This window comes from Mycolicibacterium lutetiense, assembly GCF_017876775.1.
In the GTDB taxonomy this organism is placed as follows: Bacteria; Actinomycetota; Actinomycetes; order Mycobacteriales; family Mycobacteriaceae; genus Mycobacterium; species Mycobacterium lutetiense.
Map to the genome: position 1 here is coordinate 850039 of NZ_JAGIOP010000002.1, position 21635 is coordinate 871673.

Here is a 21635-nt window from a genome sequence, read left to right on the forward strand (position 1 = left end):
ACGTCATTACCAGTTTCGAAAACCCGACTCTCCCTGGAGGCGAAGATGCCGTCACGCGAGCTTTCCTATCCGGTGTTCGACGCCGACAACCACTTCTATGAGCCCAAGGAAGCCCTCACCAAGTTCCTCCCGGAGCACCGCAAGGGCGTCATCGACTACATCGATGTCCGGGGCCGGACCAAGATCATGGTCCGCAACGTGGTCAGCGACTACATCCCGAATCCGACCTTCGAGGTCGTGGCCCGACCCGGCGCGCAGGAGGACTACTTCCGCCACGGCAGCGGCGGCAAGACCTACCGCGAGGTCATGGGTAAGCCGATGAAGGCCATCCCCGCGTTCCGCAATCCGCAAGCGCGCCTGGAGGTTCTCGACAGCCTCGGCCTGGATTACACCCTGATGTTCCCGACGTTGGCCAGCCTGGTCGAGGAGCGACTCAAGGATGACCCCGACCTGATTCTCGACATCGTGCACGCCCTCAACGAGTGGATGTACGAGACCTGGCAGTTCAACTACTCCGACCGCATCTTCTCCACGCCGGTCATCAATCTGGGCAACGTCGACCGCGCACTCGAGGAACTGGAATGGTGCGTGGAGCGCGGCGCCAAGACCGTCCTGGTCCGTCCCGCGCCGGTGCCCGGGTATCGCGGTAGCCGGTCCATGGGCACCGAGGAATTCGACCCGTTCTGGAACGCCTGCGTGAAGGCCGGCATCCCGGTGTCGATGCACGCCTCGGACAGCGGCTACTCCAACTATCTCAACGACTGGGAGCCGGCCACCGAGTTCAAGCCGTTCTCGCCCACCTCATTCCGGATGGTTGCGATGGGTAAGCGTCCGATCGAGGACACCATGGCCGCGCTGGTCTGTCATGGCGCGCTGACCCGCAACCCCGACCTGCGCATCCTGTCGGTGGAGAACGGCGCCTCATGGGTGCCCTACCTGCACTACCAGTTCAAGGATGTCTACTCGAAGATGCCCGACGGGTTCCCCGAAGATCCGATCGAGGCGTTCAAGCGCTGCGTGTACGTCGCCCCGTTCTGGGAGGACGACTTCAAGAAGATGGCCGACCTGTGCGGCATCGACCGGGTGATCTTCGGCTCGGACTGGCCGCATCCGGAGGGCCTGGCTGATCCGATCAATCTGGTCGACGACCTCGTATCCCATGGACTTGACGATGAAGGTGTACGGAAGGTGATGGGCGGCAACATGATCGACTTGTTCAAGGTCGAGAACAAGAAGATGTACCGACCCGATGTACCTGCGCTCGTCCTGAACTGACCTCGTCCTCTCCTCATACACAAGAAGCTGGGCCGACTACATGACCGATGTGGCAAATCCCGAACAGATGTTGTTCACCTCCACCGCGCAAGCCTTCCTCGAGAAGGAGGTGCCGCTGGCCCGGGTACGCGAACTGCATGCCCAGGGCAACTCGTTCGACACCCAGTGGTGGGGCCGCGCAGCTGAATTGGGATGGGCCAGCCTCCTGGTGCCCGAGGAACTGGGCGGCGGCAGTCCGTCCGGGGACGGTGTCACCGACCTGGCATTGCTCGCCGAGCAGGCCGGCCACACCGTGGCCCCCGGTCCGCTGCATCCGGTCAGCATCGTGCTGGCCGGACTCGTCGAATCACCCGACGGGCACGGTGAATTGATCGAATCGCTGGTCGCCGGTGAAACGGTGGCGTCCTGGGCGGCATACGAACCCAAGCGGCCGTTCGGGGCCCTCGAGGCCGTCACCGGGATCGGAACCACCGCCACCCGCACCGAGGCGGGCTACCGCATCGACGGCATCAAGGACCGCGTCGAAGCCGGCGACCAGAGTGCCACGTTGCTGGTGGTTGCCGCGTGCGACGGCCAGATCCGCCAGTTCGTGGTGCCGACCGGCGCCGCCGGGGTGACGGTCACGCCCCAGAACTCGGTCGACCTGGTCAAGCGTTACGCCCGAGTGCAATTCGACGGTGTCCACGTCGACGCGTCCGCGGCCCTGGGTACCGCCGAGCAGACGCCGGCAATCATCGAACGCCAGCGTCAGGTCGCCCTGGTGCTGCAGTGCGCCGAGATCGTCGGAATCCTGGACGCGGTGCTCACGATGACCAACCAGTGGTTGGCAGACCGGCACAGTTTCGGCCGTCCGCTGGCCTCGTACCAGGCCCTCAAACATCGTGCTGCTGACATGAAGATGTGGTTCGAAGCCGCACGCGCCACCACCGCGGGAGCAGTCGCCGCGGTGGCCGATCGGTCCCCCGATGCGCCGAAGCTCGTCAGCGTCGCGAAAGCCTATGTGGCCGAGCGGGCTCCGGTGATGCTGCAGGACTGCGTGCAGCTGCACGGCGGCATCGGGGTGACCTGGGAGCATGACCTGCACCTGTACCTGCGGCGGGTTGCGCTGCATCGGGCGATGTACGGTTCGCCCGAAGATCACCACCGCGTCGTATACGCATTGAGCCGCAAGACCCGCGCAGCCGAGGAGATCGGGGCATGACCGACACCGTGAGTACCGCCGCAACCACAGAGTCTGTCGGGGAGTTCGCCCTTCGCGCCCGGACCTGGCTGGCCGAGAACATGCCGTCCATCGATCCGGACAACCCTCCGTTCGCGGTGCGTGCCAAGTCCGAATCCTGGGAACGGGCAAAGGAACTGCAGAAGCGGCTCTACGACGGTGGATTCGGCGGCATCTGCTTCCCGCGCGAGTACGGCGGCCTCGGCCTGGACTACGCCTACCAGAAGGCGTTCAACGACGAGTGCACAGCGTATGAGATGCCGTTGATCCTCAACACCCCGTCGTTCACCATCTGCGGCGCAACGATTCTCGACATGGGTAGTGAAGAGCAGAAGCGCGAACGCATCTCGGCTGCGATCCGCGGCGACGAGGTGCTCTGCCAGTTGCTGTCCGAGCCCAGCGGCGGGTCGGATCTCGCCGGCGTGATCACCCGTGCCGAACGTCAGGGCGACACGTGGATCATCAACGGCGCCAAGACCTGGAGCACCAGCGCCTTCGCCGCCGACTACGGATTGATGCTGGCCCGCACCGATTGGACCGTGCCCAAGCACGAGGGCCTGACCATGTTCCTGGTGCCACTGAATGCGCCGGGTATCACGATGCGCCGGATCACCGAGGTGAACGGCAACGAGGAATTCTGCGAGGAGTTCTTCGACAACCTGGAGCTTCCTGCGGACGCCGTCGTCGGTGAGGTCAATGACGGCTGGACCGTGGCCTCCCGTCAGCTGCACCACGAACGTCGGGCTGTCGGTGGCGGTTCCGAGTTCGCCAGCGGTACCGGCGCCGAGAACGCGAACGAGATGCCGCCCGATCACGTCGGGCTGGCCGAGGCCACCGGCCAGGGTGACGATGCCCGGGTGCAGGATCTGGCCGGTCGCGCCCTGGTGCGGCGAATGGTCAAGAAGCAACTCATCGACCATGTCGGCACAGCGATCGGGAACGGTTCGCTGCCGCCGAATGCGGGCACCCTGATTCGGCTGTTCCATGCCGAGACCACCGAGCTCGAGGTGGACACCGCACTGGCCATCGCAGGGACGGCCGGCGTGATCGACGAAGGCTCCGAAGGTGCGCCAGAGTTGGCCGGGCTGATGGAGATCGGTGTGCGCTACCTGTCTCGGCAGACCGGGTCGCTCGGCGGTGGCAGCTCGGAGATGGCGCGCAATGTGATCAGCGAGCGCATTCTGGGCTTCCCACGCGAACACTCGGCCGACCGCGGAGTGCCGTTCAACCAGGTCAAGCGCGGCAAGAGCTGACCGCCGCTCGGCGCTGAGGCGCGGTCGTGTCGACAGGTGTGCCGCGTACGGTGGGGACCAGACAACCCAGGGGGAATCCTGATGCCCACCATTCGTTTGGAACGAGTGATCGCCGCACCGCTCGAGCAGGTCTTCGACTGGATGGCCGACCCGGCGGGGCTGGCCACCGCACCGCTGGTGCTCCGGTCTGGCTGGGCGGCGGGGTCTTCGGAACCCACCGTCGGGGCCGTACGAACGGTGACCGGAGCCGGCATGTGGTTTCGGGAGGAGATCACCGCCTACGACCGCCCCAACAGTTACTCGTATCTGATCATCAGGTCGTTCCCGCCGTTCGATCATGACGGCGGCACACTGACTTTCACACCCCGCGGCAACGGTACGCATGTCGAATGGACGACGAGCTACACCCACCCCGCACGTGTCGGTGGTAGGGCGATGGAGGCCATCAGCTCGCGGCTGCTCCCGTGGAATTTCCGCGCCATCCTCGCCAATTGCGCTAAGGCACTGGAGCACTAGAACAGGACTGGGTGCGCCGATGCCGCGGTTTCGGGTACGGCATCGGCGCGCGCCGAGGGCGCTTGCCCAGTCATTCGCACATCGGATCGGAAGCGGACCGCCCGACGTGCACATCTATATCGAACAATAGTTCGAATACTCAGTCAAGCCGGATCCCAGTCTCTGGGATCCGGCGGGTCAGATCAGCACACCCGCGCGCGGGTCAATCACCACTTACCGAGCTGGCAGCGCGGGCTGTACGGATGGTCGTTCTGGACCGCGATCTGGCCGTCGACGGTGATCTCGCAGTGCGCGTTCGGCTGGGCCTGGCCCCCGTGCGTGGTGCTCGCGACCGTGAAGATGGCCCACTGCGGATCGTCGAGCGTGGTCTCGAACACCCAGGGCGCATCGGGACCGACGTTCACCGTCGCCTTCTGCAAGTACTTGTAGGCGTCGGCGTTGTAGGCGGCCATGCTCGCAGGCTGCGCCGTCAGGTAATAGAGGTCGAATTCGTAAGGTGCGCCGGAAGTGAGCGTGTACTTCACCTGGTGGCCTTGGGCCGCCGGATCCGCATACGACGTTGCGTTGGAAACCGCCATACCCGCAGCCGCCAGAACGAGGGCCGCACCGACCGTGGTTGTCGCTTTTCGCATATTCGTCACATACGTCATATCCGAGCACGCTACCGCGTTGTTACACCTGTGACAGGACCAGTGGCCACGCCGATGCGCGGACAATGCCCGAAATCTGTTCACGCTGGGAACATCGCTGTCATCGGCAGGTAACAAGCCGCTCCTAATTTTTCCGCATGACACAAGACCTCGGCAGTAAGCCGGCGGATGACACTGTCGAGGACCACCTCGACACCATGAATGCCACCAGGGAAACCCTGGAGGACTACACGCTGCGGTTCGCGCCGCGCAGCTACCGAAAATGGTCGACCGGAGTGGTGGGTATCTCCGCCCTCGGCGGCATCGCCTACCTGGCCGACTTCGCGATCGGCGCCAACATCGGCATCTCGTACGGCACCACCAATGCGCTGTGGGGCATCCTGATCTTCGCGGTCGTCGTCATCCTCACCGGATTTCCGGTCGCCTACTATTCCGCGCGCTACAACATCGACCTCGACCTCGTCACGCGCGGTAGCGGATTCGGTTACTACGGCTCCGTCGTCACCAACGTCATCTTCGCGACGTTCACCTTCATCTTCTTCGCCCTCGAAGGCTCGATCATGGCCCAGGGACTTCAGCTGGGCCTGCACATCCCGCTGTCGGTGGGCTATGCGGTGTCCACCCTGGTCATCTTCCCGCTGGTGATCTACGGGATGAAAGCCCTTTCCACACTCCAGGTCTGGACCACGCCGTTGTGGCTGGTCCTGATGGTGGCGCCGTTCGTCTATCTCGTGGTGAGCCATCCGGAGTCGGTCGGCCAGTTCTTCGCCTACCAGGGCGAGAACGGGGTCAAGGGCTTCGATCTCGGCTCGACACTGTTGGCCGCGGGCGTGTGCCTGTCGCTCATCGCCCAGATCGCCGAACAGAACGACTATCTGCGGTTCATGCCGCCGCTGACCCCGGAGAACAAGCGGAGTTGGTGGACCTGGCTCATCCTGGCCGGGCCGGGGTGGGTGTTCTTCGGCGCCGTCAAGCAGGTGGTCGGGCTCTTCCTCGCGGTCTACCTGATCGCCAACGTCGCCGACAGCGCCGGAATCGCCAACCAGCCCGTGCACCAGTTCCTGGAGATCTACGAGAACTTCCTGCCCGGTTGGCTTGCGATGACGCTGGCCGTGGTGCTCGTGGTGATCAGCCAGATCAAGATCAACGTCACCAACGCCTACTCCGGTTCACTGGCGTGGACGAACGCCTTCACCCGCGTCACCAAGCACTACCCGGGACGTCTGGTGTTCCTCGGACTGAACCTGTTGATCGCACTGATCCTGATGGAAGCCAACATGTTCGACTTCCTCAACACGATCCTGGGGTTCTACGCCAACTGCGGCATGGCGTGGGTGGTCGTGGTCGCGAGCGACATCGTGTTCAACAAGTACCTCCTCAAGCTGTCCCCGAAAGAGCCCGAGTTCCGGCGCGGCATGCTGTATGCGTTCAACCCCGTCGGTTTCGGCTCGATGCTGATCGCAGCCGGACTGTCGGTGATCGCATTCTTCGGCGGGCTCGGCGAAGCCATCCGCCCGTACTCGCCGCTGGTCGCCATCGGCCTCGCGCTGGTGCTGCCGCCGATCATCGCCGTCGCCACCAAGGGCAAGTACTACCTGCGCCGCATCGACGACGGTATCGACCTGCCGATGTTCGACGAACTCGGCAACCCTTCCGGCGCCCACCTCAAATGCCATGTCTGCCATCACGATTACGAACGTCCGGACATGCTCAAGTGTGAGACGCACGATGCCTACGTGTGCTCGCTGTGCGTGAGCACCGACAAGGTCGGCGACCACGTACTGCCCGCAGCACGGTAAAACCTCAGGCAATTCACGCACGCTGACGGGCCCGGCGGCCTCGCTATCGATCGGATAGCGGGTCGTCGGGCCGGCACGACGAACGACGGCTCACTCAGCCCAGACGGGAAAGAACCTCGGCGACAACGGAATCGGCTGCGACATCGACCTGCTCGCCGGTGGAGAGGTCCTTGAGGCCGACGGTGCCGGCCTCGATATCGCGGTCCCCGGCCACCAGCGCGTACTTGGCGCCGGAGCGGTCGGCCGCCTTCATCGCGCCCTTCAGCCCGCGGTCGCCGTAGGCCAGGTCGACGCTCACCCCGTCGGCCCGGAGCCGCGCGGCCAGCTTCGCCAACTCCAGCTTGGCGGCGTCGCCCAGTGGCACGCCGAACACCTCGACACCGCCGACACCGGTCACCGACTTGCCCTCGGCCTTCAGCGCGAGCAGCGTGCGGTCGACACCGAGCCCGAAGCCGATCCCCGAGACGTCCTGCCCGCCGAGCTGACTCATCAGCCCGTCATAACGCCCACCGCCACCGATGCCGGACTGTGCGCCCAACCCGTCGTGCACGAACTCGAAGGTGGTCTTGGTGTAGTAGTCCAGCCCGCGCACCATGCGCGGGTTGATCACGTACGGCACGCCCAGTGCGTCGAGGTGCGCCAGCACCACCTCGAAGTGGGCCTTGGCGCTGTCGGACAGGTGGTCGAGCATCAGCGGCGCGTCAGCGGTCATCTCCCGCACGTGGGGCCGCTTGTCGTCGAGCACCCGCAACGGGTTCAACTGAGCGCGTTGCCGGGTTTCTTCGTCCAGGTCGAGTTTCGACAGGAAGTCCTGCAGCAGCTCCCGATACGCGGGCCGACAGGTGTCGTCGCCCAGCGAGGTGATCTCGAGGCGGAAGCCGTCCAAGCCCAATGACCGGAAGCCCGCGTCGGCCACCGCGATCACCTCGGCGTCCAATGCCGGGTCGTCGACCCCGATGGCCTCCACGCCGACCTGCTGCAACTGGCGGTAGCGTCCGGCCTGGGGGCGTTCGTAGCGGAAGAACGGCCCGGCGTAGCAGAGCTTCACCGGCAGCGCGCCCCGGTCCAGGCGGTGCTGGATCACCGCGCGGATCACCCCTGCGGTGCCCTCGGGACGCAGGGTCACCGAGCGGTCGCCCCGGTCGGCGAACGTGTACATCTCCTTGGACACCACATCGGTGGACTCGCCCACACCGCGGGCGAACAGCGCGGTGTCCTCGAAGATCGGCAGCTCGATGTCGCCGTAGCCGGCCCGGCGCGCCGAGGCCAACAGGCCGTCCCGGACCGCCACGAACTGTGCCGACTCGGGCGGTAGATAGTCAGGCACGCCCTTGGGCGCCTGGAATGCAGAAGTCACAGAGTCAAACCTTCGAGAAACGGGTTGGTACGGCGTTCATGCCCGATGGTGGTGCGCGGGCCGTGCCCTGGTAGTACCACGGTGTCGTCGTCGAGTATCAACAGCTTTGTCACGATCGACTCGAGGAGGTCACGTCCGCTGCCACCGGGCAGGTCGGTGCGGCCCACCGAGGACCGGAACAGCGTATCGCCCGTGAATACCGTCTGAGCGGCCGATGCTTTCTCCGGCCCGCCGGAGACCCGGAACACCACCGATCCCCTGGTGTGTCCGGGCGTGTGCTCGACGGTGACCGAGACACCGTCGAAATCGAGAGTTTGGCCATCTCTGTCCAGCTCGACCAGCTGTTTGGGCTCGGAGAGAAGTACACCGAACGCGAGCCGGGACAACCGGCCCACGAGGGCGGGCCCGAAATCTTTGATCGGGTCGGTCAGCATGAATCGGTCTTCGGGGTGGATGTAGACGGGGCAGCCATAGCTGTCGGCGACCTTCTGGGCCGACCAGATGTGATCGAGGTGACCGTGGGTCAGCAGGACCGCCGCCGGGGTCAGGCGGTTCTCGTCGAGGATCCGGCGCAGCCGGTCCATTGCCCGCTGACCGGGGTCGACGACGATCGCGTCGGCTCCTGGCCGCTCGGCCAGGACATAGCAGTTGCACGCCAGCATCCCGGCCGGAAATCCGGTAGTGAACACGACCACAGTTTCCCACGTGGCCGCTTCCCCGACGCGCCGCGACCTGCGGCTACCGCGGGTCGCGGCACCGGCACTCAGGTTCGCCTGGCAGACTCGTTGCCAATCTCAACCGCCTACAAGGAGGACTGCCGCGGTGCCGACCAACGAACAACGGCGTGCGACGGCCAAGCGCAAGCTGGACCGCCAGCTGGAGCGCCGTGCCGACCAGGAACGCAAACGACGCATCGTGACCATCGCGGGTACCGCGGTCGCGGCCCTCGTCGTCATCGGGGCGGTTGTGGCCACATTCGTGTTCACCGGCAAGGACTCGGGCAGCACCACCGCCTCGGCGGAAGCCACCACCGCCACGTCGGGAGCGCCGGCGCAGCCTGCCGCCAACGGGCAGCTCCCGGCCTTCGCCGCACCTGCCGACCTCGGCGCCAACTGCCAGTATCCGGCCGCAGCCGCGGCCAGCAAGCCGGCCACGCCACCGCGCACCGGCAAGGTCCCCACCGATCCGGCCACGGTCAGCGTCAGCGTGGTCACCACCCAGGGCAACATCGGGCTGCAACTCGACAACGCCAAGGCGCCGTGCACCGTGAACAGCTTCGCGAGCCTGGCCGGCCAGAACTACTTCAACGACACCCCCTGCCACCGGCTGACCGCGGGCGGCCTGTCGGTGCTGCAGTGCGGTGACCCGACCGGCCAGGGCACCGGCGGCCCCGGCTACAAGTTCGCCGACGAGTACCCGACGAACCAGTACCAGCCGGACAACCCGGCGCTGGGTCAGCCGGTGCTCTACCCCCGCGGCACCTTGGCCATGGCCAACGCCGGGCCCAACACCAACGGCAGCCAGTTCTTCCTGGTGTACCAGGACTCCCAGCTGCCCCCGAACTACACGGTGTTCGGCAAGATCGACGACACCGGCCTGGCCACCCTCGACAAGATCGCCGCAGCCGGTGTGGCCGGAGGCGGAAGCGACGGCAAGCCGGCCCTCGATGTTCAGCTGAAGTCCGTGGCACTGGATTAGTCCCCGTTGACTGTCCCGCCCCCGTACGGCGGTTACCAGCCGGAGCATCCCAGTTATCCGCCGGCATACCCGGTGGGATATCCGGCTGGTTATCCCCCGCCTGCCCGCACCAACGGCATGGCGATCGCATCGTTGATCGGTGCCGTCCTGTTCGCTCCGCTGGGCATCGTCTTCGGGCACATTTCGCTGTCGCAGCTCAAACGCAGCGGTGAACAGGGACGCGGCATCGCGATCGCGGGCCTGATCATCGGATACGTGATGACGGCGCTGACCCTCGTGGCAGTCGTGCTGGTCGTGGTGTTCGCCGTCCTCATCAGCCGAGCCGCCGAGGACATGCCCCGCCAGGACCGGTACACGGCCGCCCCCGGCTCAGGCCGTCAACTGCCCGCGTTCGCGGCGCCATTGAACCTCGGCGCCAACTGCCAATACCCGGCCACCACGGCGCCTGCCACCAGGCCGGTCACCCCGCCGCGTTCCGGCCCGGTGCCAACCGAACCTGCCACGGTGGAAGCCGGGATGGTCACCAATCGCGGCGCCATCGGACTCAAGCTCGCCAATGGCAGGGCGCCGTGCACGGTGAACAACTTCGCCAGCCTGGCCTTCCAAGGATTCTTCGATGGCACCCCGTGCCACCGGTTGACCACAGGAGAGCTCGCGGCGCTGCAGTGCGGTGACCCGTCGGGCAGCGGAACCGGTGGGCCCGGTTACCGATTCCCGAATGAGTACCCGACCAACCAGTACCGGCTCTCCGATCCCGCGGTGAAACAACCTGTCGTCTATCCGCGCGGCACGGTGGCGATGGCGAATTCCGGGCCCGGCACCAACGGCAGCCAGTTCTTCCTCGTGTACGAGGATTCGCTCCTGCCGCCGACATACACGGTGTTCGGCACCGTCGACAAGACCGGATTGGACACTCTCGATGGGATTGCCGCAGCCGGGGTCGCCGACGGCGGCACGGACGGCAAACCAGCCGGCCCCGTCGAAATCACCTCGGTCACACTCGATTAACCCGCACGGCGTCAATTTCGGGGGCCGGCGAGTGTGGCTGTGGCAAGCTGACCAGGAAAGAACGCCTTCGACGAATGGGAAGTGGCGCATGAGGATCCGCAGGTTCGGAACACCGCTGGCGGTTGCGGGTATCGCGGTGATCGGCTTGACGACCGCACCGATCGCAATGGCCGAGCCGACCGTGACTCCCTTCGACACCACCCAGGAACTGGTCGATGCGGGCGGCGCCGTGGTCACCGGCTGGACGGTCGAGGAACTGGAGCCCGCCGACGACACCATCCCGGGCTACCACCCCGCGGGGCAACTGTGGGAGGCCGACGTCACCGTCGAGGCCGTCAAGGGCGCCGTCACGCCGATCATCCCCAACTTCAGTGTGCGAGCCGCCAACGGCGACACCTACCGGGTGGTCGTGGTGCTGCCGGCGCCCGAAGGGCTCAATCCGAGCACATTGCAGCAGGGCCAGTCCGCCGAGGGCGAACTCTACTTCGACGTCACCGGCGCGGAGCCGGATAGCGTCGTCTACAGCGCCGGAGGCCATGACCTGCTGATCTGGAAGGGCGAAAGCTAGGCCTCAGGCTGCGGAGGTGATGCGGTAGACGTCGTACACGCCTTCAACGTTGCGCACCACACTCAGCAGGTGGCCGAGGTGCTTGGGATCGCCCATCTCGAAGGTGAACCGGCTGATCGCGACCCGGTCGTTCGAGGTCGTCACCGACGCCGAGAGGATGTTGACCTTCTCGTCGGCCAGCACGCGCGTCACATCGGACAGCAGACGGTGCCGGTCGAGCGCCTCGACCTGGATGGCCACCAGGAACACCGACGACGGAGACGGTGCCCAGTTCACCTCGATGATGCGTTCCGACTGTTGTTGCAGGGAAGCCGCATTCGTGCAGTCGGTGCGGTGCACGCTGACGCCACCACCGCGGGTCACGAAGCCCATGATGGTGTCGCCGGGTACCGGGGTACAGCACTTGGCGAGCTTGGTCAGGGTGCCCGGCGCTCCCGGCACCGCGACGCCGGTGTCGTCGGTGCTGCGCTGACGCACCGGCATGGTCAAGGGCGTGGACCGCTCGGCGAGTTCGTCCTCGGCCGCGTCGTCGCCGCCGAACTGGGCGAGCAGACGCTGCACGACGTGGCGCGCCGAGACGTGGCCCTCACCGACAGCGGTGTACAGGGCGGAGACGTCGGCGTAACGCAACTCGCGGGCGAGCGCACCCATGGAATCGGCATTGATCAAGCGCTGCAACGGAAGTCCGCCTCGACGGACTTCCCGCGCGATGGCATCCTTGCCGGACTCCAAGGCTTCTTCGCGGCGTTCCTTGGCGAACCACTGCCGGATCTTGGCCTTGGCCCGCGGCGACACCACGAAGGTCTGCCAGTCGCGTGACGGTCCGGCGTTGTGCGCCTTCGAGGTGAACACCTCGACGACTTCACCGTTCTCCAGCTTGCGTTCCAGCGCGACGAGCCGGCCATTGACCCGGGCACCGATACAGCGGTGCCCCACCTCGGTGTGCACGGCGTAAGCGAAGTCGACCGGCGTCGATCCGGTCGGCAGGTTGATCACGTCGCCCTTGGGGGTGAAGACGAAGATCTCTTTGACCGCAAGGTCGTAACGCAAGGACTCGAGGAACTCGCCGGGGTCGGCGGCCTCCCGCTGCCAATCGAGCAACTGGCGCATCCAGGCCATGTCGTCGATCTCGGTGGCGGCGTGGCTGGGCGGAACTCCGTTGCGGCCCTTGGCTTCTTTGTAGCGCCAGTGCGCGGCGATGCCGTACTCGGCGGTGCGGTGCATGTCGCGGGTACGGATCTGCACCTCCAGCGGCTTACCCTCGGGGCCGACGACCGTGGTGTGCAGCGACTGGTAGACGCCGTAGCGCGGCTGGGCGATGTAGTCCTTGAACCGGCCCGCCATCGGCTGCCACAGCGAGTGCACGACGCCGACGGCCGCATAGCAGTCCCGGATCTCATCGCACAGGATCCGCACGCCGACCAGGTCGTGGATGTCGTCGAAGTCGCGCCCCTTGACGATCATCTTCTGATAGATCGACCAGTAGTGCTTGGGCCTGCCCTCAACCACCGCGTTGATCTTCATCGCGCTCAGTGCCACGCCGATCTCGGCACGCACCTTGGCCAGGTAGGTGTCCCGCGACGGCGCCCGGTCGGCGACCAGTCGCACGATCTCTTCGTACTTCTTGGGGTGCAGGATCGCGAACGACAGGTCCTCAAGCTCCCACTTGACCGTCGCCATACCAAGCCGATGGGCCAGCGGCGCAATCACTTCCAGGGTCTCGCGGGCCTTGCGGGCCTGCTTCTCGGGGGGCAGGAACCGCATGGTGCGCATGTTGTGCAGCCGATCGGCCACCTTGATCACCAGTACCCGCGGGTCGCGGGCCATCGCGATGATCATCTTGCGGATCGTCTCGCCCTCAGCGGCCGAGCCGAGCACCACCTTGTCCAGCTTGGTGACCCCGTCGACCAGGTGACCCACCTCGGCCCCGAACTCGGCGGTCAACGCCTCCAAGGTGTATCCGGTGTCCTCCACCGTGTCGTGCAGCAGGGCCGCGACCAGCGTGGTGGTGTCCATGCCGAGCTCGGCCAGGATGTTGGCGACCGCCAGCGGATGGGTGATGTAGGGATCACCCGATTTGCGCAACTGGTCGGCGTGCCGCTGGTCGGCGACGTCGTAGGCCCGCTGTAGCAACTGCAGGTCGGCCTTGGGGTAGATCTCGCGGTGTACCGCGACGAGGGGCTCCAGGACCGGGTTGAACGCACTGCGCTGCGAGGTCATCCGGCGGGCCAACCGGGCGCGCACCCGGCGCGAGGCACTGGTTTTGGTCGTATCGGGAGCCGGCGGGGTGGCACCCGGCAGCGTCGGGGGCAACTCAGCAGTCTGGCCGGTACCTGTGTCCGTAACCGGTTCGCTGGCCATCGTCACCTCCCACTGTTGATCTGAGATATCGAGGATATCCCTCACACCGTGTGCAAGCTGCTGACCCTCAGCGGTGCCACCACATCCCGACCACCCAGGGCGGTCAATTCCAGCACCACCGCGGCGCTCAGGACATTGGCGCCGCTGGCCTCGAGCAGCTGCATGGCCGCTCCCAGCGTCCCGCCGGTGGCCAGGACATCGTCGATGATCACAACGTTGCGGCCGGCGATATCAATCCCGTCAGCCGGGATCTCCAGGGTCGCGCTGCCGTACTCGAGCTGATAGGTCACGCTGTGCACCGGAGGCGGCAGCTTGCCGCCCTTGCGCACCGCCAGGACACCGGTGCCGAGTCGGGTCGCGACCGCGGCACCCAGCAGAAAGCCGCGGGCATCCAGGCCTGCGATCAGATCGGCGTCGGCCGCGGTGGCGGCCAATGCATCGGTCACCGCGCACAGGCCCTCGGCGTCGGCCAGCAACGGGGTCAAGTCCTTGAACTGCACGCCGGGCTCGGGAAAGTCGGGGACCTCCCGGATCAGCCTCTTGACCAGCTCCGAGACTCTGGCAACGTCACCGCCACTCACGTGGACAACTTCCAGCGATCCATGTTCCAGCCCGCGCCCCACCGCGTGGGGTTACTGCTCACCGCATACATCTTGTTCGATGTCAGCACGGTGCGCTGCTGGCGGTACAGCGGCAGGGTCGGCATGTCGTTCCACAGGATCGTCGCGCCCTCCCCGGCCAGCCGGGCCAGTTCCTTCGGATCGCTCGTGACAGCCTGCGCATCGATGATGCCGTCCACCCGCTCGTTGAAATAGGCGCCCAGGTTGTTGCCGTTACCCGAATGGAAGGCATAGGCATCGATCGCCGAAGATCCCGAGGAACCGCTGCCGGCGGCCCCGCCGGTGCTGGCCAGCAATCCGTCGATCTCGTTGTTGCGCAACGCCACCGGCCCTGCCGTCGCCGATCCGGCGTCCTGCACGGTGATGCCCGCGGCGGCGCACGATTTCGCGATGGCGCCGACGGTCGCGGCCAGTCTGGCATTGGGCGTCTGATACCCGATGCGCACCGTCAACGGCTTGTTGTTCAGGGCGGCGCGGGCCGCACCGGGGTTGGCAGAAGCGAATTGCGCGGCCTCGCCGACATTCTCGGCCGCACTGAACGCGTCGTCGCTGACCGGGCTGAGCCGCGAGTTGACGATCGGCGTGGCGGCGTTGCGGGCGATCACGTCACGCGGGGTGCACAGCGCGACGGCCCGTCGCGCCGCCGGAGGGGCCAGCGGACCGCCCGGCGCGAAGATCAGCTGCTCGATACCGGCGGACGGGCTTTCGGTGCTGACATAGTCGTCGGGCAGGTTGAGCAGACCCGAGGATCCGGACTCGATGTCGACAACGTCGAAGGATCCCTGGTTGACCCGCTCCTGGATGTCAGCCCCACGCGGCCACACCGCGATCCGGTTGGTGACGGGGGCGGTGCCCCACCATTTGTCGTTGGCGACCAGGACCACCACGCCGTCCTCGGACACTGAGTCGATCCGGTACGGGCCGGACGAGGGGAACCGTTTGAGGTCGAGGTCGGGCTTGAGATCCCAGCTGTTGTTCCACGCCTTGGCGATGCGGTCGATGGTCGGTTGGTCGCTGTTCAGCAACGCAGTGGCCACACCCCCGTCGCCCAGGTCGAGTTCGTCGGCGAGGACGTGTGCGGGCATCAGCGAGGTGGCCGCGAACAGCTGACCGTAGTCGAGGAATCCGCGATCCTGGGCGAAGGACACCCGGGCCCGCTTCTGGCCGGGTACGCAGTCCACCGATGCGATGTCGCGGTAGCCGGCGTGGCTGGCGGCGTCGAACACGGGGAACCGGCCGGACTGTGCGCCCCAGGTCAGCACCAGGTCGTCACAGGTGATCGGCTTACCGTCGGAGTAGACGGCCTTGTCGCTGATCACGTAGTCGAGCACCAGTGGGGCGCGGCCCACGACCGACACCGAGCCGAAGTCGTTGTCGGCGACCACCTGACCTTCAGGCCCGTGATAGGCGAACCCGGTCAATGCCCGGGCGAAGGCCTGTGGGCCGGCGGAGGCCGCTCCGGCCATGGTGTTGGTGTTATAGGTGGTCAGTGTGCCGTCCACGGCGTAGTCGATCTCGTCGGCCGAACTGCCCGAACACGCCGCCAGACCCAGCCCGGCGACCACGGACAGCGTGGCCACTGTTGCCGCTGTCCGGGTCCGGGCCGCGGCCCGCCACTGAACCATGCGGATTACCGCCGGCTGTTCCGCTTGCCCGACGGACGTCCGGTCCGGGGGCCGGGACGTGCGCCCGGTGCCGGCTTGGCCGGTGCAGGCGCGGCGACGACCGAAGCCGACACGGTCGCGTCGTCGGCGTCGTCGGCCTCGGTGGTGTCGGAGGCATCCTTGGCCATCACCGGCTTGGCGCCCCGCTCCCGGCGGTTGAGCACCCGCTTGGTGTGCTTGCGCACCAGTTCGGTGCGTTCACGCAACGACACGAGCAGCGGCGTGGCGAAGTAGATCGACGAGTACGTACCCACGATGACGCCGACCAACTGGACCAGAGCCAGGTCCATCAGGGTTCCGACGCCCAGAAGCCACACCGCCACCACCATCAACGCCACGATCGGCAACACCGAGATCAAGCTGGTGTTGATCGAACGCATGAATGTCTGGTTGACGGCGAGGTTGGCCTGCTCGGCGAAGGTTCGGCGAGTGGTGTGCTCGAACCCGTTGGTGTTCTCCTCGACCTTGTCGAACACGATCACCGTGTCGTACAGCGAGAAGCCCAGAATCGTGAGCAGGCCGATCACGGTGGCCGGGCTGACCTCGAATCCGACCAGCGAATAGACGCCTGCGGTCACGACCAGGTCGAAGACCAGGGTCGCCATCGCGGCCATCGCCATGTAGCGCTCATAACGCCAGGCGATGTAGATCGAGGCCAGGACGATGAACACCACAAGCGCGATCAGTGCCTTGTCGGTGATCTGGCCGCCCCAGGTCTCCGACACCTTCGAATCGCTGATCGCCTGTTTGCTGGGCTGGCCGTCGCTACCCTTCGGATGGAACTCGTCGAACAACGCGGTGCGCAACTGCTCGATCTCGGGTTCCGACAGTGTCTCCGAACGGATCTGGACCGTCGCCGAGTCGCCGCTGCCGACCCGCACGACCGACTCGGGCGTCCGATTCAGGGTCTTGCTGTAGACATCCTCGACCTGTTGCACCGAGACGTTGCCCGTAGAACCGGCCGACGGCATCGACACCTTCGTGCCGCCCTCGAAGTCGATCCCGAAGGTGAACCCGCGCAGCACCATGCTGGCGATACAGATCCCGACGATGATGCCGCTGACCGCATACCAGAATTTGCGGCGACCGATCACCTCGAAGGCGCCGGTGCCGGTGTAGAGCCGGACGAAGAATCCGTGCTTGGGCAGTGCCGCAGACGTGGATTCGATGCTCGGCGCCTCCACCGAGGTGTCTTTCACGTCCTCGCCAGTGGTGTCATTCTTTGCTGCCATCTGCTTATCCCCGTCCCGCGGTCGCATGCGAAGCCTCCCGGCGTTCCCGCGCGATCTGCTGCACCGCGCCGAGACCGTTGAGGGCAGGTTTTGCCATCGTCGGGGACTTGGACGCCAGGTACACCAGCGGCCAGGTCACCAGGAACACCACCACGATGTCCAGGATTGTCGTCAACCCCAGTGTGAACGCGAAGCCCTTGACCTGACCGATCGCCAGGAAGTACAGCACCGCGGCAGCCAGGAAGGTCACGGCGTTGCCGGACACGATCGTCTTGCGGGCGCGCGCCCAACCTCGGGGCACCGCCGACCGGAAAGATCTGCCCTCGCGGATCTCGTCCTTTATTCGCTCGAAGAACACCACGAAGGAGTCCGCAGTGGTGCCGATACCGATGATCAGACCGGCGATGCCGGCCAGGTCCAGTGTGTAGCCGATATACCGGCCGAGCAGGACGAGGATGGCGAAAACCACCGCGCCGGCAGCGATCAGCGACAGCGCCACCAACAGACCGAGCACCCGGTAGTACAGCAGCGAGTACAGCAGCACCGCCGCCAGACCGACCGCGCCTGCGATCAGGCCGGCTCGCATGGAGGACAGGCCCAGGGTCGCCGAAACGGTCTCGGCCTCCGACGACTCGAACGACAGCGGCAGCGACCCGTACTTGAGCACGTTGGCCAGTTCCTTGGCCGATTCCGAAGTGAACTGGCCGGTGATCTGGGTGTTGCCACCGGGAATGGCTTCCCGGATCTCGGGTGCGCTGACCACCTGCGAGTCCAAGGTGAAGGCGGTCTGAGTGCCCACGTTGGCCGCGGTGAAGTCGGCCCAGGTCTTGGCTCCCCCACTCTTGAAGGTCACGTCGACGACGTACTGGCCCTGCTGCTGGTCCAGACCCGAGGAGGCGGTCTCGATCTCTTCACCGCTCATGATCGACTTGCTGAGCAGGTACACCGTCTGCCCGTCTTGCGAGCACGTGATCAACGGCAGGTTCGGGTCGTCGTTGCCGGCGAGCACATCTTCCTCACCGCAACGGGTGGCCTGGTACTGCAGCGCCAGGATCTGGATCGACGGGTTGGTGCTCTGCCGCAGTTCCTTCTCGTCGGAAATCCGCTGCGCCATAGCGGCCTTGGCGTCACCGGGCTTCGGCTGTTCGGGAGCCGGAGCCGGTGCGGGACCGGGTGCCGGTGCAGGCGCCGGGCCGGGCTCACCCGGGGCCGGAGCCGGAGTCGGTTCACCTGGAGTCGGTGCCGGGTCCAGCGGGTAGGGCCGCGGCTGGGGAGCCGGGACCGGCTCACCCGCCGGAGGCGCCGGCTGCTCGCCGGCCGGCGGTACCGCCGGAGCCTCGCCCGGCGCACCCGGAGCCAGACCTGGGACCGCACCGGGAAGCCCGGGCACGACACCCGGAGCCGCAGGAGCACCCGGGGCCGCAGGAGCACCCGGAGCGCCCGGCTGCTGTCCCTGCGGAGCCGGCGGCTTGGCGGGCATCGAGTGCACGACCGGCCGGATGTACAGGCGGGCGGTCTGGCCCAGGTTGCGGGCCTCGCTGCCGTCATTGCCGGGAACGGTGATCACCAGGTTGTCGCCGTCGATGACGACCTCCGAGCCGGAGACGCCGAGACCGTCGACGCGGGCACTGATGATTTGTTGGGCCTGGCTGAGTGCCTCTCTGGTGGGCGTCGAGCCGTCCGGGGTGCGCGCTGTCAGCGTCACCCGGGTACCGCCCTGCAGGTCAATGCCTAGTTTTGGCTTCGCCTGCTTGTCGCCGGTGAGAAACACCAGCAGATAAACGCCGACCAGAAGTGCCAGGAATAGCGACAGGTAGCGCGCAGGATGCACCGGCGCCGAAGACGATGCCACGTTTCTAGGGTCTCCTCGAGATCAGTTCGTCAGCACCGCAAAGGGTACGTGCTTGTCCTGGGTGCTCTGCGGTCAGTCTTTCTTGAAGCCGTCGGCGTCGGTGACACCGGTGCTCTCGGTCAATTCGGTCGCGCCTGCCGAAGCGGCGGTCTCATCCTCGAGATCATCGTCGGTGTCCTCCTCGATGCGATCGCGCACGGCGAGCTTCATCCAGGTGGTGACGACGCCGGGGGCGATCTCCAGGTCGACGTTGTCGTCGGTGATACCGGTGATGGTGGCCAGCATGCCCGAGGTGGTGTGCACTCGATCCCCGACCTGCAGAGAATTGTGCAGGTCGATGGTCGCCTGCATGGCCTTGCGCTGACGACGCGACGCGAAGAACATAAATGCGCCCATGACGATCAGCAAGGGCAGGAAAATGACGAGATCCATGTCAGTTATGTCTTTCGTGTTGTGTCAGAAGTCAGGGCGACCGAGGCCACGATACCGCCGCCGAGCCGGACCACCCCATTCGCCGCCGACAGTCGGGTGTGACGACTAGGCTCGAGACGCGTTCTTTCCGGCGCCGCCCTTGGAGAATTCAGGAGGCTGTGTTGAGTCATCCCGAGCAGAGTCGCCATCTGGCCACCGCGATCCCGGGCCCGAAATCTGAGGCGTTGATCGGCCGGAAAATGGCCGCTGTCGCCCGTGGTGTCGGCACGACCATGCCGGTGTATGCCGCCCGCGCCGGCGGCGGCATCGTCGAGGACGTTGACGGTAATCGGCTCATCGACCTGGGCTCGGGCATTGCCGTCACCACCATCGGCAACTCGTCGCCGCGGGTGGTCGAGGCAGTCGCCGCACAGGCCGGCGAGTTCACCCATACGTGCTTCATGGTGACGCCGTACGAGCGGTACGTCGCGGTCTGCGAGCACCTCAACCGGCTCACACCGGTGCGGGGCGAGAAACGCTCGGCCTTGTTCAATTCCGGTTCTGAGGCCGTCGAGAACGCAGTCAAGATCGCCCGGTCCTACACCCACAAGCCCGCCGTCGTCGCGTTCGACCACGCCTATCACGGGCGCACCAACCTGACCATGGCCCTGACTGCCAAGGTGATGCCCTACAAGCATGGCTTCGGCCCATTCGCACCCGAGATCTACCGGGCGCCGTTGTCCTACCCCTACCGCGACGCCGAGTTCGGCAAGGAGCTGGCCACCGACGGCGCGCTGGCGGCCAGGCGGGCCATCGACGTGATGGAAAAACAGATCGGCGCCGACAACCTGGCCGCGGTGATCATCGAACCCATCCAGGGCGAGGGCGGGTTCATCGTGCCGGCCGACGGGTTCCTGCCCGCACTGTTGGGCTGGTGCCGCGACAACAACGTGGTGTTCATCGCCGACGAGGTGCAGACCGGGTTCGCCCGGACCGGCGCAATGTTCGCGTGCGAGCACGAGGGCATCGATCCCGATCTCATCGTCACCGCCAAGGGGATCGCCGACGGCCTGCCGTTGTCGGCGGTGACCGGCCGCGCCGAGATCATGGACTCGCCGCACGTCTCCGGGTTGGGCGGCACCTACGGCGGCAACCCGATCGCCTGCGCGGCGGCGCTGGCCACCATCGAGACCATCGAGGCCGACGGACTGGTCGCCCGCGCCCAGCACATCGAGCTGCTGATGAAGGACCGACTTGGCCGGTTGCAGGCCGAGGACGACCGGATCGGCGACGTGCGCGGCCGGGGGGCGATGATCGCCGTCGAACTGGTCAAGGCCGGCACCACGACCCCCGACCCGGAGCTGACCAAGGCGCTGTGCGCCGGTGCCCATTCGGCCGGGGTGATCGTGCTGTCCTGCGGTACCTATGGCAACGTGCTGCGCTTCCTCCCGCCGCTGACGATCAGCGACGAACTGCTCGTCGAGGGGCTCGACGTGCTCGAGCTGATCCTGCGCGACCTCTGAGGTATTAGTGCGCGTGGGTGTGGCGTCCACCGAAGAATCCGCCCCAGGTCCGACGTCTAGGCGTGCCCACCGCTTCGGTCGGCTGAGCGTCGGCGACCGCTTCGGGCTCGGTCGACACCGCCGACGCGACGGGTCGGCGCACGTATTCGACATCACGCACACTGCGGACCGATAGTCGCCCTACCGCGACGGCTCCCAGGAACACGATCAATGCGCCCAGCCCCGAGAAGTAGGCCAGCTCGAGGCTGACGCGCTTGGCGTCGGTCACGGCGATCGGCATCCCGGCGTCGCCCATGCCCAATGGCCCTGCGAGCGCCCGGCCGATCACGAACCACGCCCCGCCGAGTACCGCCAGCCATGCGCCGAAATGGGCCGTGGCCCGGTTACCCGAAACCAGGAGGAGCAGGCCGCCCAGCGCCGTGACAGCACCCGGAAGTACCTCCAACCACCCGCGCGCCGACGTCCAGAACCAGCCCTGGTCCGGCGTGAACGCGAAGTCGAAGTACGGCCCCACGAACGGGATCAGCGCACCCCAGATTCCGAGCAGCACCAGCAGAAACCCACTGGCGGCTCCGCGGCTGCGTGGCATTCGCAGACGGCTGCCGGGGGTATCGAATTCGGTCATGATG

At 66.3% G+C, this 21635-nt stretch carries 19 protein-coding genes; 9 read left to right on the forward strand and 10 right to left on the reverse strand.

Translation table 11 applies throughout. The features are described 5' to 3' along the window. Positions 1-45: 45 nt before the first annotated feature. The 4 genes from JOF57_RS13360 to JOF57_RS13375 all read left to right on the forward strand — a co-directional run bounded on the left by JOF57_RS13360 (position 46) and on the right by JOF57_RS13375 (position 4263). Positions 46-1275 (forward strand): amidohydrolase family protein, encoded by a 1230-nt coding sequence (locus JOF57_RS13360; RefSeq protein ID WP_209917148.1) that lies wholly within the window; start codon positions 46-48, stop codon positions 1273-1275. A gap of 40 nt (positions 1276-1315) precedes the next feature. Next, positions 1316-2476 carry an acyl-CoA dehydrogenase family protein gene (locus JOF57_RS13365; RefSeq protein ID WP_209917150.1) on the forward strand — a complete coding sequence of 387 codons (1161 nt, stop codon included), beginning with the start codon at positions 1316-1318 and terminating at the stop codon, positions 2474-2476. Beyond that, positions 2473-3747 (forward strand): acyl-CoA dehydrogenase family protein, encoded by a 1275-nt coding sequence (locus JOF57_RS13370; protein WP_209917152.1) that lies wholly within the window; start codon positions 2473-2475, stop codon positions 3745-3747. Before JOF57_RS13365 ends, JOF57_RS13370 begins: the two co-directional genes overlap by 4 nt. An 81-nt stretch (positions 3748-3828) precedes the next feature. Further along, positions 3829-4263 carry an SRPBCC family protein gene (locus JOF57_RS13375; RefSeq protein ID WP_209917154.1) on the forward strand — a complete coding sequence of 145 codons (435 nt, stop codon included), beginning with the start codon at positions 3829-3831 and terminating at the stop codon, positions 4261-4263. A 206-nt stretch (positions 4264-4469) separates the two neighbouring features. Here the strand turns inward: JOF57_RS13375 and JOF57_RS13380 are convergent, their stop codons facing one another. Then, positions 4470-4895: an Rv2576c family protein gene (locus JOF57_RS13380; protein WP_209917156.1), complete on the reverse strand. Its 426-nt coding sequence runs from the start codon at positions 4893-4895 to the stop codon at positions 4470-4472. 155 nt (positions 4896-5050) lie between these two features. On the opposite strand from JOF57_RS13380, the gene JOF57_RS13385 reads away from it, so the two are divergent. After that, on the forward strand, positions 5051-6712 hold the full coding sequence (locus JOF57_RS13385; RefSeq protein WP_209917158.1) for a purine-cytosine permease family protein: 1662 nt from the start codon (positions 5051-5053) through the stop codon (positions 6710-6712). A 94-nt stretch (positions 6713-6806) separates the two neighbouring features. Here JOF57_RS13385 and hisS read toward each other — a convergent pair whose 3' ends face one another. Beyond that, positions 6807-8069 (reverse strand): histidine--tRNA ligase, encoded by a 1263-nt coding sequence (gene hisS, locus JOF57_RS13390; protein ID WP_209917160.1) that lies wholly within the window; start codon positions 8067-8069, stop codon positions 6807-6809. Further along, positions 8066-8758 carry an MBL fold metallo-hydrolase gene (locus tag JOF57_RS13395; protein WP_209917161.1) on the reverse strand — a complete coding sequence of 231 codons (693 nt, stop codon included), beginning with the start codon at positions 8756-8758 and terminating at the stop codon, positions 8066-8068. Before JOF57_RS13395 ends, hisS begins: the two co-directional genes overlap by 4 nt. A gap of 133 nt (positions 8759-8891) precedes the next feature. On the opposite strand from JOF57_RS13395, the gene JOF57_RS13400 reads away from it, so the two are divergent. The 3 genes from JOF57_RS13400 (at position 8892) to JOF57_RS13410 (ending at position 11343) form a co-directional block, all read left to right on the forward strand. After that, the gene (locus JOF57_RS13400) at positions 8892-9767 is read left to right on the forward strand and encodes a peptidylprolyl isomerase (RefSeq protein ID WP_209917164.1); all 876 of its coding nucleotides are present in this window, start codon (positions 8892-8894) and stop codon (positions 9765-9767) included. 6 nt (positions 9768-9773) lie between these two features. Next, complete coding sequence (locus JOF57_RS13405) at positions 9774-10775, forward strand: peptidylprolyl isomerase (RefSeq protein WP_234938136.1); 1002 nt, start codon at positions 9774-9776, stop codon at positions 10773-10775. Between the two features lie 88 nt (positions 10776-10863). Beyond that, on the forward strand, positions 10864-11343 hold the full coding sequence (locus JOF57_RS13410) for an MPT63 family protein (RefSeq protein ID WP_209917165.1): 480 nt from the start codon (positions 10864-10866) through the stop codon (positions 11341-11343). A 3-nt stretch (positions 11344-11346) separates the two neighbouring features. Here JOF57_RS13410 and JOF57_RS13415 read toward each other — a convergent pair whose 3' ends face one another. The 6 genes from JOF57_RS13415 to yajC all read right to left on the reverse strand — a co-directional run bounded on the left by JOF57_RS13415 (position 11347) and on the right by yajC (position 19504). After that, positions 11347-13704, reverse strand: a complete 2358-nt coding sequence (locus tag JOF57_RS13415) for a RelA/SpoT family protein (protein ID WP_209917166.1) — start codon at positions 13702-13704, stop codon at positions 11347-11349. Between the two features lie 41 nt (positions 13705-13745). Then, positions 13746-14252 (reverse strand): adenine phosphoribosyltransferase, encoded by a 507-nt coding sequence (locus JOF57_RS13420; protein WP_234938436.1) that lies wholly within the window; start codon positions 14250-14252, stop codon positions 13746-13748. A 29-nt stretch (positions 14253-14281) separates the two neighbouring features. Beyond that, positions 14282-15949, reverse strand: coding sequence for an ABC transporter substrate-binding protein (locus JOF57_RS13425; RefSeq protein ID WP_209917168.1), 1668 nt, complete (start codon positions 15947-15949; stop codon positions 14282-14284). 5 nt (positions 15950-15954) lie between these two features. Next, the gene (secF, locus tag JOF57_RS13430) at positions 15955-17220 is read right to left on the reverse strand and encodes a protein translocase subunit SecF (RefSeq protein ID WP_209917169.1); all 1266 of its coding nucleotides are present in this window, start codon (positions 17218-17220) and stop codon (positions 15955-15957) included. A 4-nt stretch (positions 17221-17224) separates the two neighbouring features. Further along, positions 17225-19072, reverse strand: coding sequence for a protein translocase subunit SecD (secD, locus tag JOF57_RS13435; RefSeq protein WP_209917170.1), 1848 nt, complete (start codon positions 19070-19072; stop codon positions 17225-17227). A gap of 72 nt (positions 19073-19144) precedes the next feature. Continuing rightward, positions 19145-19504, reverse strand: a complete 360-nt coding sequence (gene yajC / locus JOF57_RS13440) for a preprotein translocase subunit YajC (protein ID WP_209917171.1) — start codon at positions 19502-19504, stop codon at positions 19145-19147. 161 nt (positions 19505-19665) lie between these two features. On the opposite strand from yajC, the gene gabT reads away from it, so the two are divergent. Continuing rightward, complete coding sequence (gene gabT / locus JOF57_RS13445) at positions 19666-21006, forward strand: 4-aminobutyrate--2-oxoglutarate transaminase (protein ID WP_209917172.1); 1341 nt, start codon at positions 19666-19668, stop codon at positions 21004-21006. 4 nt (positions 21007-21010) lie between these two features. Here gabT and JOF57_RS13450 read toward each other — a convergent pair whose 3' ends face one another. Next, on the reverse strand, positions 21011-21631 hold the full coding sequence (locus JOF57_RS13450) for a hypothetical protein (RefSeq protein ID WP_209917173.1): 621 nt from the start codon (positions 21629-21631) through the stop codon (positions 21011-21013). Positions 21632-21635: the final 4 nt, after the last annotated feature.